Genomic DNA, 15,709 nt, shown 5'->3' with positions numbered 1-15,709 from the left:
AGCCCACCCCTGACATCAACCCTTTGCCACCACGCGACCGGGTAGATCCTTGCCGAACACACGCTGGCAAGCAAACGAGGAGGTATCGGTGCTCATCGGCGCTCCAGTGCCCGTTCGGCGGCCGCACGGATCAGGGGCACCTCGACGCGGGCCAGGTCGAAGATTACGTCGCGGGCGATCTCGCGATATTCGTGACGCAGGCGATTGCCGAAGCCCCTCATCTTCGCGACGGGAATATCGGGGCCGAGCTGCGCCGCTTCCGCAGGAGCGATCTGCACGGCCGCTTCGGTGATCCGTTGAAGCAACCGCTCGACCGCGAAGACCGTGCGTTCGTCGGCGACGAACATCGCAAGGGTCAGTCCGTCCACGAAATGCAGGATGCGATCGGCATCGTCGATCATGTCGCGCAATCGTGATCGCGTGCGGTCAGAAAGCGTCGATGCGGTCACGGTCGATCTCGGCTTGCAGTCGGGGCCGCGAAACGGGCTCGGTAACGATATCGACCGGCACGCCCAGCAGCGCGGCGACGCGTTCGTCGAGCGTGAAGAAATCCCACCCCAATCGCATGTCGTCCCGAAGTCGCACTGCCAGGTCCAGGTCCGACTGCGCACCGGCGCTACCGCGCGCCGTCGACCCAAAGATCGCGACATGCTCGATCCCCATCGCTCGCAGATCGTCGCGATGCGCACGGAGCCGTTGCAATGCCTCGGCGCGGGTCATCCGCGAGCCACCACGCTCTCGGGTAAATCCTTCCCGAACACGCGCTGATAATATTCCGCCACCAGCGCGCGCTCCGCCTCGTCGCACTTGTTGAGGAACGACAGCCGGAACGCGAACCCGACGTCACCGAAGATCAACGCATTCTGCGCCCAGGTAATGACGGTACGCGGGCTCATCACCGTCGAGATATCGCCGTTGACGAAGCCCTTGCGCGTCAGGTCGGCGACGCGGACCATGTTCTCGACCAGCTTCTTGCCCTCGGGCTTGTCATACTCGCCCGACTTGGCCAGCACGATCCGCGCCTCGGTCACCGCCGGCAGATAGTTGAGCGTGACGACCACGTTCCAACGGTCCATCTGCCCCTGGTTGATCTGCTGCGTGCCGTGATACAGCCCGCTGGTGTCGCCCAGCCCGACCGTATTCGCGGTCGCGAACAGCCGGAAATACGGATTGGGGCGGATCACGCGATTCTGGTCGAGCAGCGTCAGCTTGCCCTCGGTTTCCAGCACGCGCTGGATCACGAACATCACGTCGGGTCGCCCCGCGTCATACTCGTCGAACACCAAAGCGGTCGGGGTCTGGAGCGCCCACGGCAACAACCCCTCGCGGAACTCCGTCACCTGCTGTCCGTCGCGCAGCACGATCGCGTCGCGCCCGACCAGATCGATGCGGCTGATATGCGCGTCGAGGTTGATGCGGATGCACGGCCATTTCAGCCGCGCCGCCACCTGCTCGATATGGCTCGACTTGCCGGTGCCGTGATAGCCCTGCACCATCACGCGGCGGTTGTGCGCGAAGCCGGCGACGATCGCCAGCGTGGTGTCGGGATCGAAGACATAGGCGGGGTCGAGATCGGGGACGCGCTCGTCCGCCTCGGAGAAGGCCGGCACCTCCATGTCCGAATCGATCCCGAACAGGTCGCGCACGCGCACCATCTTGTCGGGCGCGTCGAGGATCGTGGTGTCGCGGCTGTCGGGCTGCGTGTTCGGGATATCGGTCATGCGTTAACGCCGTTTCGCTGGAGTTTTCCGACCACTGCGAAGCCGGCGCGCCCGCGTCAACCCGCCGCACGCCTCGCCCGGCCGGGTCGGGGCTGGGGAATGCGGGGTGAACGCGCGCGTTTGACACCGGTTTCCCGCCACTTGCCGCGCGCAGGCGTTCGCGCATGATGGCGCGACAACGATTCGGAGAGGACGAGCGCGATGCGGATGATCTTCATCAACCTGCCGGTCGGCGACGTGGCGCGTGCCACCGCCTTTTACGAGGCGATCGGTTTCGAAAAGAACCCGGACTTCTCGAACGACGTCGCCGCCGCGATGCGCTGGTCGGACGCGATCAGCGTCATGCTGCTCGATCACGGCTTCTACGCGACCTTCACCGACAAGCCGATCGCCGACACGCATCAGGTCAGCGCGGCCTTGTTGTGCCTGTCGTTCGACGATCGCGCGGCGGTCGATGCGATCCATGCCGCCGCGCGCGACGCAGGTGGAAAGGAAACCCGCCCGATCGTCGACCAGCAGTTCATGTACGGCGGCGCGTTCGAGGATCCCGATGGTCACACATGGGAAACCGTCCACATGGACATGGGCGACTCCGCCCCGACCGGAGACGCAGCATGAGGAATCCGCACGGCACCCCGATCTGGTACGAATATCACGCCGTCGACGCCGACCGCGCACAGGCGTTCTACGAACATGTGTTCGGCTGGCAGGTCGCGCCATCGGGCGACGTGGCGGGCATGGACTATCGGATCGTCAGCACGGCGGGCGGCGAAGGCGTCGCGGGGCTGATGCCGCGTCCGCAGCCCGACGCGACACCGGGCTGGCTGTTCTACGTCGGTGTCGACGACGTCGATGCCGCGATCGCGACCGCGCAGGAGGCTGGCGGCACGTTGCTGATGCCGCCGGTCGATATGGACGGAGTCGGACGCATGGCGCTGCTCGCCGATGCGGAAGGACATCCCTTCTACGTGATGCGCGGCGCGATGGACGAACCGTCGCGCGCGTTCGCGGTCCCGCCGGAGACGGCGCCCGGGCAGATGGTGTGGAACGAGCTGACCACCGCCGATCAGGACCGCGCGCTGGCATTCTACGCCCGACTGTTCGGCTGGAGCCAGGAACGGGGCATGTCGATGGGGCCGCTCGGCGACTATCGCTTCCTCGACGCCGGGCCGGCGTGCGTCGGCGCGACGATGCCGATGGTGCCGAACGGCGCACCCGGCTGGCTCTTCTATGCCGAGGTCGAGGATATCGATGCCGCGATCGCGCGGGTCACTGCGATGGGTGGCATTGTGTTGCAAGGCCCGGATCCGATCCCCGGTGACGCCTTCTCGGTCGTCGCCGCCGATCCGGACGGCGCGCGGATCGGCTTCGTCGGGCCGCGGAGGGCGTGATGGACAAGGTCACGACGTGGATCTGGTGCAACGGCACCGCCGAGGAACAGGCGCGCTTCTATACCGCGCTGATCCCGAACAGCGCGATCGACCGGGTCATGCGCGCACCGCTCGATTATCCCGGCGGTTCGGCCGGCAAGGTGCTGACGGTCGAGTTCACGCTCGCCGGCCGCCACTTCGCGCTGCTCGACGGCGGCCCGGGTCCACAGCATAGCGAGGCGATGTCGCTGTCGGTCGACTGCGCCGATCAGGCGGAGGTCGACCGTTACTGGGATGCCTTCCTCGCCGATGGCGGCACGGAGATGCAATGCGGCTGGCTCAGGGATCGCTGGGGCGTGGCGTGGCAGATCGTGCCGCGTCGCCTGACCGAGTTGATGAACGACCCGCAGCACGCGGCCAAGGCGATGGCGGCGATGATGGAGATGGTGCGGATCGACGTCGCGGCGCTGGACCGTGCGATCGCCTCTTGAGCCGCGGGGCATAATGGCTAACTAGGCGGGCGACGGGCATGTTTGCGGCCAGCCTCGCGATCGTGTACCCGCCGCCCGAGTAACGGCGCCGGTGCGCCCCCTGTGCGCCGACGATCCCTGACGAAGACGAGACGCGCGCATGGCCGAGTTCACGCTCCCGAAGAACAGCAAGATCAAGGGCGGGCAGAAGCATCCCTCGCCGCAACCGGGCGGCACGATGCGCAACTTCAAAGTGTATCGCTACGATCCCGACTCGGGCGAGAACCCGCGCTACGACACGTTCGAGGTCAATCTCGACGAATGCGGTCCGATGGTGCTGGACGCTCTCATCAAGATCAAGTCGGAGCAGGATCCGTCGCTGACCTTCCGCCGCTCGTGCCGTGAGGGCATTTGCGGGTCGTGCTCGATGAACATCGACGGGCGCAACGGCCTCGCCTGCACCACCGCGATCGAGGACGTGAAGGGCGAGATCAAGATCACGCCGCTGCCCGCGATGGACGTCATCAAGGATCTGGTCCCCGATTTCACGCGCTTCTACGCGCAATATGCGTCGATCACGCCGTGGCTGCAGACCGTCACCCCGCCGCCCGCCGGCAAGGAACGGCTCCAGTCGCCGGAGGAGCGCGCCAAGCTCGACGGGCTGTACGAATGCATCCTGTGCGCGTGCTGCTCGACGTCGTGCCCCAGCTATTGGTGGAACAGCGACAAGTTCCTCGGCCCGGCGATCCTGCTCCAGGCGTATCGCTGGCTCGCCGACAGCCGCGACGAGATGACCGGCGAGCGGCTCGATGCGCTGGAGGATCCGTTCCGTCTCTATCGCTGCCACACGATCATGAATTGCGCGAACACCTGCCCCAAGGGGCTGTCGCCCGCCAAGGCGATCGCGGAGATCAAGAAGATGGAAGTCGAGCGGCTGGTCTGACGCCGGGCGCTCGCCGCCGTCATCGCGAGCGACGCAACACGAACCAGCGCCCCGTCCGGGGCGCTGGTTTTTTTGTGTTCCCGTTTGCGACCGGGCTTGTCGATCGCCGCCCCGATCGCGCGGATCGCGCCACCGTTCGCGGCCGAAGGGGGGTATTTTCGGGCACGTTCCGGCACCCGCCGCGACGAAGGCGTCACCACGCGTCACCGCACCCCGACTTGATCCGCCGCGCCGGCTCGCCCAAAGCAGCCCTTTATTGTGCACAGCAACATCGACGCTGGAAGGAACGACATGGGCAAGGTGCTCGCCGCCTATGAAACGCTGATCGCCGCCGACGAACTGCGTCCCGACGCCGAGCAAGCCGCCGGCGCCGCCCGCCTCGATGCGCTGGCCGCCGAGCTGGAGAAGCCGCGCACCGCCGGCCTGTTCCGGCGCCGCTCGATCCCTGCGCGCGGTATCTACATGTGGGGCGGCGTTGGTCGCGGCAAGTCCATGTTAATGGACCTCTTTTTTCATCACGTCGACATTGCCAAGAAGCGCCGCGTCCACTTCGCCGAGTTCATGCTTGAGGTCCACGCCCGCATCGCCGCCGAGCGCCGCAAGGAACAGGGCGACCCGATCCTCCCCGTCGCCGAGGCGCTCGCCGACGAAGCACGGCTGCTCGCCTTCGACGAGATGATGGTGACGAACTCGCCCGACGCCATGATCCTGTCGCGACTCTTCACCGCGCTGATCGAAGCCGGGGTCACGGTGGTGACGACCAGCAACCGCGCACCGGCCGACCTCTACAAGAACGGCCTGAATCGCGAGCATTTCCTTGGATTTATCGCCTTGGTCGAGGAGCGGCTGGACGTGATCGCCCTCAACGGTCCGGTCGATTACCGTCGCGACCGGCTCGGCGCGCAGAAGACATGGTGCGTCCCCAACGGCGAGCAGGCGACCGCCGACCTCTCCGCCGCCTTCTTCCGCCTCACCGACTACCCGCCCGAGGATCGCCAGCACGTGCCCTCCGAGGAGTTGCTCGTGCAGGGTCGCACGTTGCGCATACCCAAGACATTGAAAGGCGTGGCGGTTTTCGCGTTCAAGAAATTGTGCGGCGAAGCGCGCGGCGCCGCCGACTATCTCGCGATCGCACGCCGTTTTCACACCGTGATCCTCGTCGGCATCCCGGTGCTCGGGCCGGACAACCGCAACGAGGCCGCACGCTTCGTCCAGCTCATCGACGCGCTCTACGAGCACAAGGTCAAGTTGCTGGCCTCCGCCGACGCCGAACCCGACCAGCTCTACCCACGCGGTGACGGCGCGTTCGAGTTCCAGCGGACGGTCAGCCGGCTGGAGGAAATGCGCTCCGAAAGCTATCTTGCCGAAGGGCATGGCACAGCTTAATGCTCCTGCGAACCATTTGCGATTAAACTTTTTCGAAGCGCGCTTTACGGGTTGCCCCCTGCCCCCGAAGGGCGTAGGCGGCATGACCATTCACACGTCAACGACGGAAGGGATGGGATGGCCCGCAAGAAGATCGCGCTGATCGGCGCCGGCAATATCGGCGGCACGCTCGCGCACCTCGCAGCACTCAAGGGGCTGGGCGACATCGTCCTGTTCGACGTCGTCGAAGGCGTGCCGCAGGGCAAGGCGCTCGACCTGTCGCAGTGCGGCCCGGTCGAAGGCTTTGACGCCTCGATCAAGGGCTCGAACGATTACGCCGACATCGCGGGCGCGGACGTCATCATCGTCACCGCCGGTGTCGCGCGCAAGCCCGGCATGAGCCGCGACGACCTGCTCGGCATCAACCTGAAGGTGATGAAGGCGGTCGGCGAAGGCATCCGCGACAACGCCCCCGACGCGTTCGTGATCTGCATCACCAACCCGCTCGACGCGATGGTCTGGGCGCTGCGCGAATTCTCGGGCCTGCCGCACAACAAGGTCGTCGGGATGGCGGGCGTGCTCGATTCGGCGCGCTTCTCGCACTTCCTCGCCGAGGAATTCGGCGTGTCGGTCAAGGACGTGAACACCTTCGTGCTCGGCGGCCATGGCGACACGATGGTCCCGGTGCTCGAATATTCGACCGTCAGCGGCATCCCGGTCGCCGACCTGATCGAGATGGGCTTCTCCACCAAGGAGAAGGTCGACGAGATCATCAAGCGCACGCGTGGTGGCGGCGGCGAGATCGTCGCGCTGCTCAAGACCGGCTCGGCCTATTATGCGCCCGCCACCAGCGGCATCGCGATGGCCGAAGCGTATCTCTATGACCAGAAGCGCATCCTCCCCGCCGCGGCGCACTTGACCGGTCAATACGGCATCGACGACCTGTACGTCGGCGTGCCGGTGGTGATCGGCGCGGGCGGCGTCGAGAAGGTCGTCGAGGTCAAGCTGTCGGACGAGGCGAAGGGTAACCTCCAGGTCTCGGTCGACGCGGTCAAGGAACTGCTGGTCGCCTGCAAGGGGATCGACGGTTCGTTGGAGAAGTAAGACTTTCCTTCGTGCCCCGGCGGAGGCCGGGGCCCAGTTGGGAGAAGCCCTGAAGTGGAAAAGGCCGGGTTCGTCTATATCATGGCGAGCAGACGCAACGGCACGATCTACCTTGGCGTGACCAGCGACCTTCCCAAGCGAGTATGGGAACATCGCAACGGCGTCATCGGTGGCTTCACACGGCAGTACGGCTGTCATCTTCTCGTTTGGTACGAGGCGTATGACAGCATTGACGCGGCACGGCAGCGCGAGCTGCAGATGAAGGAGTGGAAGCGAGCCTGGAAGGTGCGCGAGATCGAAGGGTTCAATCCCGATTGGGAAGACCTGTACGATCGCATCGCCCTGCCATGACCGCCTTCCCGACTGGACCCCGGCCTTCGCCGGGGCACAATCCTTCCCGAATTTAGGGAGACGACATTGAGCATCCTCGTCGACAAGAACACCAAGGTCATCACGCAAGGGATGACCGGCAAGACCGGCACCTTCCACACCAAGGCGGCGCTGGATTACGGCACGCAGATGGTCGGCGGCGTCACGCCGGGCAAGGGCGGCACCACCCATGAGGAACTGGGGCTGCCGAACTTCGACACCGTCGCGGAGGCGGTCGCCAAGACCGGCGCGAACGCCAGCGTCATCTATGTGCCGCCGCCCTTCGCCGCGGATTCGATCCTCGAGGCGATCGATGCCGAGGTGCCGCTGATCGTCGCGATCACCGAGGGTATTCCGGTGCTCGACATGGTCCGCGTCAAGCGCGCGCTGTCGGGCAGCAAGTCGCGGCTGATCGGCCCGAACTGCCCGGGCGTGCTGACCCCGGGCGAGTGCAAGATCGGCATCATGCCGGGCAACATCTTCAAGAAGGGCTCGGTCGGCGTCGTGTCGCGCTCGGGCACGCTCACCTATGAGGCGGTGTTCCAGACCTCGAACGCCGGGCTCGGCCAGACCACCGCGGTCGGGATCGGCGGCGATCCGGTCAACGGCACCAACTTCATCGACGTGCTCGAGCTGTTCCTCGCCGACGAGGAAACGCAGTCGATCATCATGATCGGCGAGATCGGCGGCGACGCCGAGGAGCAGGCGGCGCAGTTCCTGATCGACGAGGCCAAGCGTGGCCGCAAGAAGCCGATGGCTGGCTTCATCGCGGGCCGCACCGCGCCTCCGGGGCGTCGCATGGGCCATGCCGGCGCGATCGTGTCGGGCGGCAAGGGCGATGCCGAGAGCAAGATCGCGGCGATGGAAGACGCCGGGATCAAGGTCGCGGCGAGCCCTTCGGAGCTCGGCTCGACGCTGCTGAGCGTGCTCAACAAGTAAGACGACCCGACGTCATCCCGGCGCACAGGCCGGGATCCAGAGCGGCAGGCGGGCCGCTCGCGGCTCTGGACCCCGGCCTTCGCCGGGGTGACGCACAGGAGAGAAGCCGAGCGGCCGGGGAAGCGTGACATGGGCTACGAAGGCCAGGATTTCAGCGACATCGCCGGAGGCGTCAGCCCCCAGTTCATCGACGCGCTCTATGCGCGCTTCAAGGAATCGCCCGATTCGGTCGACACCGGCTGGCGCAATTTCTTCGAAGGGCTCGAAGGCTCGATGAGCGCGCCGTCCTGGACCAACAAGCGCTGGCCACTGACCACCACCGACGACCTGACCGCCGGGCTCGACCCGACGCAGATGGAGCCGGCGCCCAAGCCCGCAAAAGGCGGGAAGCCCGCCGCAGCCCCGGCCGCCGCAGCGCCGTCGCAGGACGCGATCGTCAAGGCGGCGGCGGACTCGATCCGCGCGCAGCTGCTGATCCGCACCTATCGCGTCCGCGGGCATCTCGCCGCCAACCTCGACCCGCTCGGCCTGTCGGGCCTGCGCGAGCTGCCGGCCGATCTGACCACCGAATATCACGGCTTCTCCGACAGCGACATCGACCGCCCGGTCTATCTCGGCGGCTCGCTGGGGCTGCAATGGGCGACGATCCGCGAACTGGTCGACACGCTGCGCGCCAATTACTGCGGCAACGTCGGGCTCGAGTTCATGCACATCGCCGATGTCGAGGAGCGCAAGTTCCTCCAGGAGCGCATGGAGGGCAAGGACAAGCAGGTCGAGTTCACCGCGCAAGGCAAGAAGGCGATCCTCAACAAGGTGATCGAGGCCGAGCAGTGGGAGAAGTTCCTCGGCCGCAAATATGTCGGCACGAAGCGCTTCGGGCTCGACGGCGGCGAGAGCATGATCCCCGCGCTGGAAAGCGTCATCAAGTACGGCGGCGCGGCGGGCGTCAACGAGATCGTGTTCGGCATGGCGCACCGCGGCCGCCTGAACGTGCTCGCCAACGTCATGGGCAAGCCGCTGCGCGTGATCTTCCATGAGTTCGCCGGCGGCTCGGCCAACCCCGACGACATCGGCGGCTCGGGCGACGTGAAGTATCACCTCGGCACCTCCACTGACCGCGAGTTCGACGGGCACAAGGTCCATATGTCGCTGGTCGCCAACCCGTCGCACCTCGAGGCGGCCGATCCGGTCGTGCTCGGCAAGACGCGCGCGATCCAGCAGATCGCGGGCGATCTGGAGACGCATTCGCGCTCGCTGCCGGTGCTGATCCACGGCGACGCGGCCTTCGCGGGCCAGGGCATCGTCTGGGAGTGCCTCGGCTTCTCGGGCATTCGCGGCTACAACACCGGCGGCTGCGTCCACTTCGTCATCAACAACCAGATCGGCTTCACGACCAGCCCGCAGTTCGCGCGCTCGTCGCCCTACCCGTCCGACGTCGCGAAGGGCGTGCAGGCACCGATCTTCCACGTCAACGGCGACGATCCCGAGGCGGTCACGTTCGCGACCAAGATGGCGATCGAATATCGCCAGAAGTTCCACCGCGACGTCGTGATCGACATGTGGTGCTATCGCCGCTTCGGCCACAACGAGGGCGACGAACCGGGCTTCACCCAGCCATTGATGTACAAGGCGATCCGCGAGCATCCGCCGGTCAGCGACATCTACAGCAAGCGGCTGGTCGCCGAGGGCGTGGTGGATCAGGCGTGGGTCGACGACAACGTCAAGCAGTACGTGACCTTGCTCGAGGGCGAATTCGAGGCTGGGGCGAGCTACAAGCCGAACAAGGCCGACTGGTTCGCGGGCCGCTGGTCGGGGCTCCACGCGCCTGCCGACGCCGAAAGCGCGCGGCGCAGCGTCGAGACCGGGATCGAGCAAAAGCTGTTCGACTCGATCGGTCGCACGCTGACCACGGTCCCGGAGACGATCGCGATCCACAAGACGCTGTCGCGCGTGCTCGACGCCAAGCGGCAGATGTTCGAAACCGGCAGCAACTTCGACTGGGCGACCGGCGAGGCGCTGGCGTTCGGCTCGCTGCTTCACGAGGGTTACGGCGTCCGCCTGTCCGGTCAGGATTCGGGCCGCGGCACCTTCTCGCAGCGTCATGCGGTGTGGGTCGATCAGACCGACGAGCACAAGTTCGTGCCGCTGTGGACGATCCCGCACGGCAGCTTTGAGGTGCTCGACAGCCCGCTGTCCGAATATGGCGTGCTCGGGTTCGAGTACGGCTATGCGCTCGCAGACCCGAAGACTCTGGTGATGTGGGAGGCGCAGTTCGGGGACTTCGTCAACGGCGCGCAGATCATGATCGACCAGTTCATCGCGTCGGGCGAAGCCAAGTGGCTGCGCGCCAACGGGCTGGTGATGCTGTTGCCGCACGGCTACGAAGGTCAGGGTCCGGAGCATAGCTCGGCGCGCCCGGAGCGTTTCCTGCAGCTGTGCGCCGGCGACAATATTCAGGTCGCGAATTGCACCACGCCGGCGAACTACTTCCACCTGCTGCGCCGGCAGATGCACCGCAACTTCCGCAAGCCTTTGGTGGTGTTCACGCCCAAGTCGCTGCTGCGTCACAAGCTGGCGGTGAGCAGCGCGGCGGACTTCCTCGGCGACTCGCACTTCCGCCGCATCCTCTCCGACCCGTCGGCACCGGCGGATACCGAGACGAAGCGGCTGGTGCTGTGCACCGGCAAGGTCTCCTACGACCTGATGGAAGCGCGCGACGCAGCGGGCGACAAGAACACGCAGATCGTCCGCGTCGAGCAGCTCTATCCGTTCCCGACCGAGGCGCTCGCCGCGCGGATCGCGCGGATGCCTAACCTCGAGGAGGTGATCTGGGCGCAGGAAGAGCCGCGCAACAACGGTTACTGGTTCTTCGTCGAGCCGTTCATCGAGGAGGCGCTGGGCATCGCCAAGGCGCGCGTCGCCCGGCCGCGCTATGCCGGCCGCACCGCGGCGGCCTCGCCCGCCACCGGCCTGATGAAGCGTCACCAGGCGGAACAGGGCGCGCTGATCGCCGACGCTTTGGGGCATAACGTGCGCGACGAAATCCGCCGCACGCGCGAGGCCGAGACGACGAAGAAGGCAGCGGCGCCAACCGCCTGACGATCACGGTCCCGGCATGCGCCGGGATCTGCTAACGACACTTAACGGCCACGGCCGCGACGACGAGGTTTGAGATGGCAACCGAAGTTCTGGTCCCCACGCTGGGCGAATCGATCACCGAAGCGACGGTCGGCGAATGGCTGAAGCAGCCCGGCGATGCGGTCGCCGCCGACGAGCCCATTGCGAGCCTCGAGACCGACAAGGTCTCGGTCGAAGTCCCCTCACCCGTTGCAGGCGTAATGGGGCAGCATGCGGTCAAGGTCGGCGACACGGTCGAGGTCGGCGCACTGATCGCCACGATCGAGAGCGGTGATGGCGCGCCGGCGAAGAGCGCCGCGCCGCAGCCGGCGGTGACCGAAAGCCCGACCCCGGCCGCCTCGTCCGCGCCCTCGGGTGATGCCGCGGCGGCGCTGTCGCCGTCGGTGCGTCGCGCGGTGCTCGAACACGGCGTCGATCCCTCGACGGTCAAGGGCACCGGCAAGGACGGTCGCCTGACCAAGGAAGATGTCGCCGCCGCGGCGTCGACCAAGCCGACGAGCGCGCCGGAAGCGCAGGCCGCACCGGCTGCGGCACCGACGTCGGGTGGCCGCAAGGAGGAGCGCGTCAAGATGACGCGCCTGCGCCAGACGATCGCCAAGCGCCTGAAGGAAGCGCAGAACACCGCCGCGATGCTGACGACGTTCAACGACGTCGACATGACCGCGGTGATCGAGGCGCGCGCCAAGTACAAGGATCTGTTCGAGAAGAAGCACGGCGTCCGGCTGGGCTTCATGGGCTTCTTCGTGAAGGCCGCGACGATGGCGCTGAAGGACATCCCGTCGGTCAACGCCTCGGTCGAGGGCGACGAGATCGTCTACCACGATTATGCCGACATCTCGGTCGCGGTCAGCGCGCCGAACGGCCTGGTCGTGCCGGTGATCCGCGACGCGCAGGACCTGTCGGTCGCGGGCATCGAGAGGACGATCGGCGACTTCGGCAAGCGCGCCAAGGACGGCACGCTCAAGATGGACGAGATGAAGGGCGGCACCTTCACAATCTCGAACGGCGGCGTGTTCGGCTCGCTGATGTCGACCCCGATCATCAACCCGCCGCAGTCGGCGGTGCTCGGCCTGCACCGCATCGAGGAGCGTCCGGTGGTGCGTGACGGTCAGGTCGTGGTGCGGCCGATGATGTATCTGGCGCTCAGCTACGACCACCGCCTGATCGACGGCCGCGAGGCGGTGACCTTCCTCGTCGCGCTGAAGAACGCGATCGAGGATCCGACGCGCATCCTGATCGACCTGTAAGACCTAGCCCAACGCACCACCCCGGCGAACGCCGGGGTCCAGTTGGGAAAGCAGATGTAACCGGGCGCGGCGGTCCCTATCTCCGGCCCGTAACTGGCCCCCGGCGTGCGCCGGGGTGGAGACATGGAAATGGCTGACGAACAGCAGTACGACTATGACGTCCTCGTGATCGGTGCCGGCCCCGGCGGCTATGTCGCGGCGATCCGCGCTGCGCAGCTCGGGCTCAAGACCGCGTGCGCCGAGAGCCGCGAGACGCTGGGCGGCACCTGCCTGAACGTCGGCTGCATTCCGTCGAAGGCGCTGCTCCACGCGTCGGAGCTGTACGACCATGCCGCCAATGGCGCGATGGCGAAGCTGGGGATCAAGACGACGGTCGAACTCGATCTCGACACGATGCACGGCCAGCGCCGCGACGCGGTGAAGCAGCTGACCGGCGGCATCGAATATCTGTTCAAGAAGAACAAGGTGACGTGGCTGAAGGGCCGCGCCGCGTTCAAGGACGCGCATAGCGTCGATGTCGCCGGGCAGACCGTGACCGCGAAGAACATCGTGATCGCGACCGGCTCCAGCGTCACGCCGCTGCCGGGCGTCGAGATCGACCAGAAGATTATCGTGGATTCGACCGGCGCGCTCGACCTGCCGACCGTTCCGGAGCATCTGGTCGTGATCGGCGGCGGGGTGATCGGGCTTGAGCTGGGCAGCGTGTGGCGCCGCCTCGGCGCAAAGGTGACGTGCGTCGAATATCTCGACCAGATCCTGCCAGGGTTCGACGGCGACATCCGTAAGGAATCGAACAAGATCTTCAAGAAGCAGGGCATCGACTTCCAGCTGTCGACCAAGGTCACCGCGATCAAGGTCGAGGGCGACAAGGCGATCCTGACCGTCGAGCCCGCCGCGGGTGGCGACGCGACGACGATCGAGGCGAGCCATGTGCTGGTGTCGATCGGGCGTCGTCCGAATACCGACGGGCTCAACCTTGAGGCCGCCGGCCTGTCGACCAACCAGCGCGGCCAGATCGAGATCGACCACGATTTCCGCACCAAGGCGGACGGCGTGTGGGCGATCGGCGACGTCGTCCCCGGCCCGATGCTCGCGCACAAGGCCGAGGACGAAGGCATTGCGGTGGCGGAGAACATCGCCGGTCAGCACGGCATCGTGAACCATGCGATCATCCCGTCGGTCGTCTATACCTGGCCCGAGATCGCTGGCGTCGGGCTGACCGAGGAAGCCGCGCGCGAGCAGGGCCAGATCAAGGTCGGCAAGTTCCCGATGATGGCGAACAGCCGCGCCAAGACCAACCACGAGCCGGACGGGCTGGTGAAGGTGATTGCCGACGCCAAGACCGACCGCGTGCTGGGCGTGTGGTGCATCGCGAGCGTCGCGGGCACGATGATCGCGCAGGCGGCGCAGGCGATGGAGTTCGGCGCGACCAGCGAGGACATCGCCTACACCTGCCACGCGCACCCGACGCATTCGGAAGCCGTCAAGGAAGCCGCGATGGCGGTACAGGGCAAGCCGATCCACATCTGACGCGGGCGCCGTGGTGCTTCGCTGACGCCTGATCCGCGACGAAGCGGGGGCTGCCGATGGCAACCCCCGCTTTTTGTTCGCCTGTACGCAAGCGCCGGCGCGGATGCGGCGTTATACGGCGATGGCGGACCTTCCTCACTTCCGCGCCGGGCGTGACGCGCGCGAACGGCGCTGGCTCACCCTGACGCGCGAGACGCTGCCGCACCTCGCGCGCTCGCGCGACTGGCCGGTGCTCGCGGATCATTGCTTCCAGCGGATCCTGCTTGACCATGCCTGTGGCGGGCGCTGGTACGATCACATTTCCCGCCGCCCCGCCTATGCGCACGCACCGGACGCGGTGCTGGACGCCGCGATCGCGCTGGGAGAGGCGGTGGCGAATGATGCGGTCGATCTCCATGCGCTCAACGCCCGGTCCTTGCGGTGGCGCGGAAAGACCCCGCGCTAGCGTCATTCTCGGGGAGAGGTCCCACGATGCCGTGACGACAGTTGCGTGATCGCGCCGCGCGCGCCACCAGCGTGCACAGGTGGCGCGCGGATCGCGCGCCCGTCGACGAGGAAAGCGGAGATGATCGAACGGCTGATCGCCATCATGGCGCGGCTTCGTGGGCCGGACGGTTGCGAATGGGACCGCGCACAGACCTTCGCGACGATCGCGCCCTATACGATCGAAGAAGCCTATGAGGTCGCCGACGCGATTGAGCGCGGTGATCTGGCCGAGTTGAAGGAGGAATTGGGTGACCTGCTGCTGCAGGTCGTGTTCCACAGCCGCATCGCCGAAGAGGCGGGCGCATTCGCGTTCGACGACGTGGCGGCGGCGATCAGCGACAAGATGGAGCGCCGGCACCCGCATATCTTCCGCGGCGAGGCCGAGGGCGGGCATCATCGCTGGGAAGAGGTCAAGGCCGCCGAGCGCGCCGCCAAGGGCGCGGCAAGCCCGCTGGACGGCGTGGCGCGAGGGTTGCCGGCGCTGCTGCGCGCCGAGAAGATCCAGAACCGTGCGGCGCGGATCGGATTCGACTGGCCGGATACCGAGGGCCCGCGGGCCAAGATCGACGAGGAGCTGGCCGAGGTCGCGGCGGCGACGACGCCGGCCGAGGTGGCGGACGAAGTCGGCGACGTGCTGTTCGCGGTGGTGAACTGGGCGCGGCATCTGGGCGTCGAACCGGAGGCGGCGTTGCGTGCGGCGACGGGGAAGTTCGAGCGACGCTTCCGGGCGATGGAGGCGGCGGCCGGGGCAGCGTTCGCCGGGATGCCGCTGGCTGAGAAAGAGGCGCTGTGGGTGAGGGTCAAGGCAGAGGCGGAGGCGGAAGCAGGGGCGACGACCTCAGAGGCGTTCGTCGTCCCCGCGCGGGCGGGGATCCAGAACCTCTGACGTCCCGAATCTCACGGACACCGGCACGTCTGAATCCCCGCATGCGCGAGACCTCTGCGAAGGTCCGGAAATCGTCCCCGGTACTCCGTCACCCCGGACTTGTTTCGGGGTCCACTGTTCCTCGACATCATTGGCTGGCGG

General features: G+C 66.7%; 16 protein-coding genes. 13 read left to right on the top strand and 3 right to left on the bottom strand.

The window, feature by feature from the left end; genetic code table 11:
* Window positions 1-92: 92 nt before the first annotated feature.
* The 3 genes from PGN12_07240 to cobS are packed head-to-tail and all read right to left on the bottom strand — an operon-like array spanning window position 93 to window position 1,721.
* Entirely contained in the window at window positions 93-401 is a 309-nt protein-coding gene (locus tag PGN12_07240; protein ID MEH3103686.1) for a DUF86 domain-containing protein, read from the bottom strand.
* A gap of 25 nt (window positions 402-426) precedes the next feature.
* Window positions 427-720, bottom strand: a complete 294-nt coding sequence (locus PGN12_07235) for a nucleotidyltransferase domain-containing protein (GenBank protein ID MEH3103685.1) — start codon at window positions 718-720, stop codon at window positions 427-429.
* Window positions 717-1,721, bottom strand: coding sequence for a cobaltochelatase subunit CobS (gene cobS / locus PGN12_07230; GenBank protein ID MEH3103684.1), 1,005 nt, complete (start codon window positions 1,719-1,721; stop codon window positions 717-719). The genes PGN12_07235 and cobS overlap by 4 nt, the downstream gene beginning before the upstream one ends.
* A 201-nt stretch (window positions 1,722-1,922) precedes the next feature.
* Between cobS and PGN12_07225 the strand changes: the two genes are divergently transcribed.
* The 13 genes from PGN12_07225 to mazG all read left to right on the top strand — a co-directional run bounded on the left by PGN12_07225 (window position 1,923) and on the right by mazG (window position 15,568).
* Window positions 1,923-2,339: a VOC family protein gene (locus PGN12_07225; protein MEH3103683.1), complete on the top strand. Its 417-nt coding sequence runs from the start codon at window positions 1,923-1,925 to the stop codon at window positions 2,337-2,339.
* A complete protein-coding gene (locus PGN12_07220) occupies window positions 2,336-3,112 on the top strand; it encodes a VOC family protein (protein MEH3103682.1) in 777 nt (258 codons plus the stop codon). Before PGN12_07225 ends, PGN12_07220 begins: the two co-directional genes overlap by 4 nt.
* Window positions 3,112-3,582, top strand: a complete 471-nt coding sequence (locus PGN12_07215) for a VOC family protein (protein ID MEH3103681.1) — start codon at window positions 3,112-3,114, stop codon at window positions 3,580-3,582. The genes PGN12_07220 and PGN12_07215 overlap by 1 nt, the downstream gene beginning before the upstream one ends.
* Before the next feature lie 139 nt (window positions 3,583-3,721).
* Entirely contained in the window at window positions 3,722-4,504 is a 783-nt protein-coding gene (locus PGN12_07210; GenBank protein ID MEH3103680.1) for a succinate dehydrogenase iron-sulfur subunit, read from the top strand.
* A 291-nt stretch (window positions 4,505-4,795) separates the two neighbouring features.
* Window positions 4,796-5,890 carry a cell division protein ZapE gene (zapE, locus tag PGN12_07205; GenBank protein MEH3103679.1) on the top strand — a complete coding sequence of 365 codons (1,095 nt, stop codon included), beginning with the start codon at window positions 4,796-4,798 and terminating at the stop codon, window positions 5,888-5,890.
* Window positions 5,891-6,007: 117 nt separating this feature from the next.
* On the top strand, window positions 6,008-6,973 hold the full coding sequence (gene mdh, locus PGN12_07200; protein ID MEH3103678.1) for a malate dehydrogenase: 966 nt from the start codon (window positions 6,008-6,010) through the stop codon (window positions 6,971-6,973).
* Window positions 6,974-7,027: 54 nt separating this feature from the next.
* Window positions 7,028-7,324, top strand: a complete 297-nt coding sequence (locus PGN12_07195) for a GIY-YIG nuclease family protein (GenBank protein ID MEH3103677.1) — start codon at window positions 7,028-7,030, stop codon at window positions 7,322-7,324.
* A gap of 66 nt (window positions 7,325-7,390) precedes the next feature.
* Window positions 7,391-8,281 carry a succinate--CoA ligase subunit alpha gene (sucD, locus tag PGN12_07190; GenBank protein MEH3103676.1) on the top strand — a complete coding sequence of 297 codons (891 nt, stop codon included), beginning with the start codon at window positions 7,391-7,393 and terminating at the stop codon, window positions 8,279-8,281.
* 129 nt (window positions 8,282-8,410) lie between these two features.
* Window positions 8,411-11,380 (top strand): 2-oxoglutarate dehydrogenase E1 component, encoded by a 2,970-nt coding sequence (locus tag PGN12_07185; GenBank protein ID MEH3103675.1) that lies wholly within the window; start codon window positions 8,411-8,413, stop codon window positions 11,378-11,380.
* A gap of 74 nt (window positions 11,381-11,454) precedes the next feature.
* Entirely contained in the window at window positions 11,455-12,666 is a 1,212-nt protein-coding gene (gene odhB / locus PGN12_07180; protein ID MEH3103674.1) for a 2-oxoglutarate dehydrogenase complex dihydrolipoyllysine-residue succinyltransferase, read from the top strand.
* Window positions 12,667-12,795: 129 nt separating this feature from the next.
* Window positions 12,796-14,196 (top strand): dihydrolipoyl dehydrogenase, encoded by a 1,401-nt coding sequence (gene lpdA, locus PGN12_07175; GenBank protein ID MEH3103673.1) that lies wholly within the window; start codon window positions 12,796-12,798, stop codon window positions 14,194-14,196.
* A gap of 103 nt (window positions 14,197-14,299) precedes the next feature.
* Window positions 14,300-14,641 (top strand): GCN5-related N-acetyltransferase, encoded by a 342-nt coding sequence (locus tag PGN12_07170; GenBank protein MEH3103672.1) that lies wholly within the window; start codon window positions 14,300-14,302, stop codon window positions 14,639-14,641.
* Window positions 14,642-14,761: 120 nt separating this feature from the next.
* Entirely contained in the window at window positions 14,762-15,568 is an 807-nt protein-coding gene (gene mazG / locus PGN12_07165) for a nucleoside triphosphate pyrophosphohydrolase (protein ID MEH3103671.1), read from the top strand.
* The last annotated feature ends 141 nt before the right edge of the window (window positions 15,569-15,709 follow it).

It is taken from the genome of Sphingomonas phyllosphaerae (assembly GCA_036946405.1).
GTDB lineage: Bacteria > Pseudomonadota > Alphaproteobacteria > Sphingomonadales > Sphingomonadaceae > Sphingomonas > Sphingomonas phyllosphaerae_D.
The sequence above is the reverse complement of the archived record's forward strand: the minus strand, read 5'-3'. Positions and strand labels throughout refer to the sequence as shown.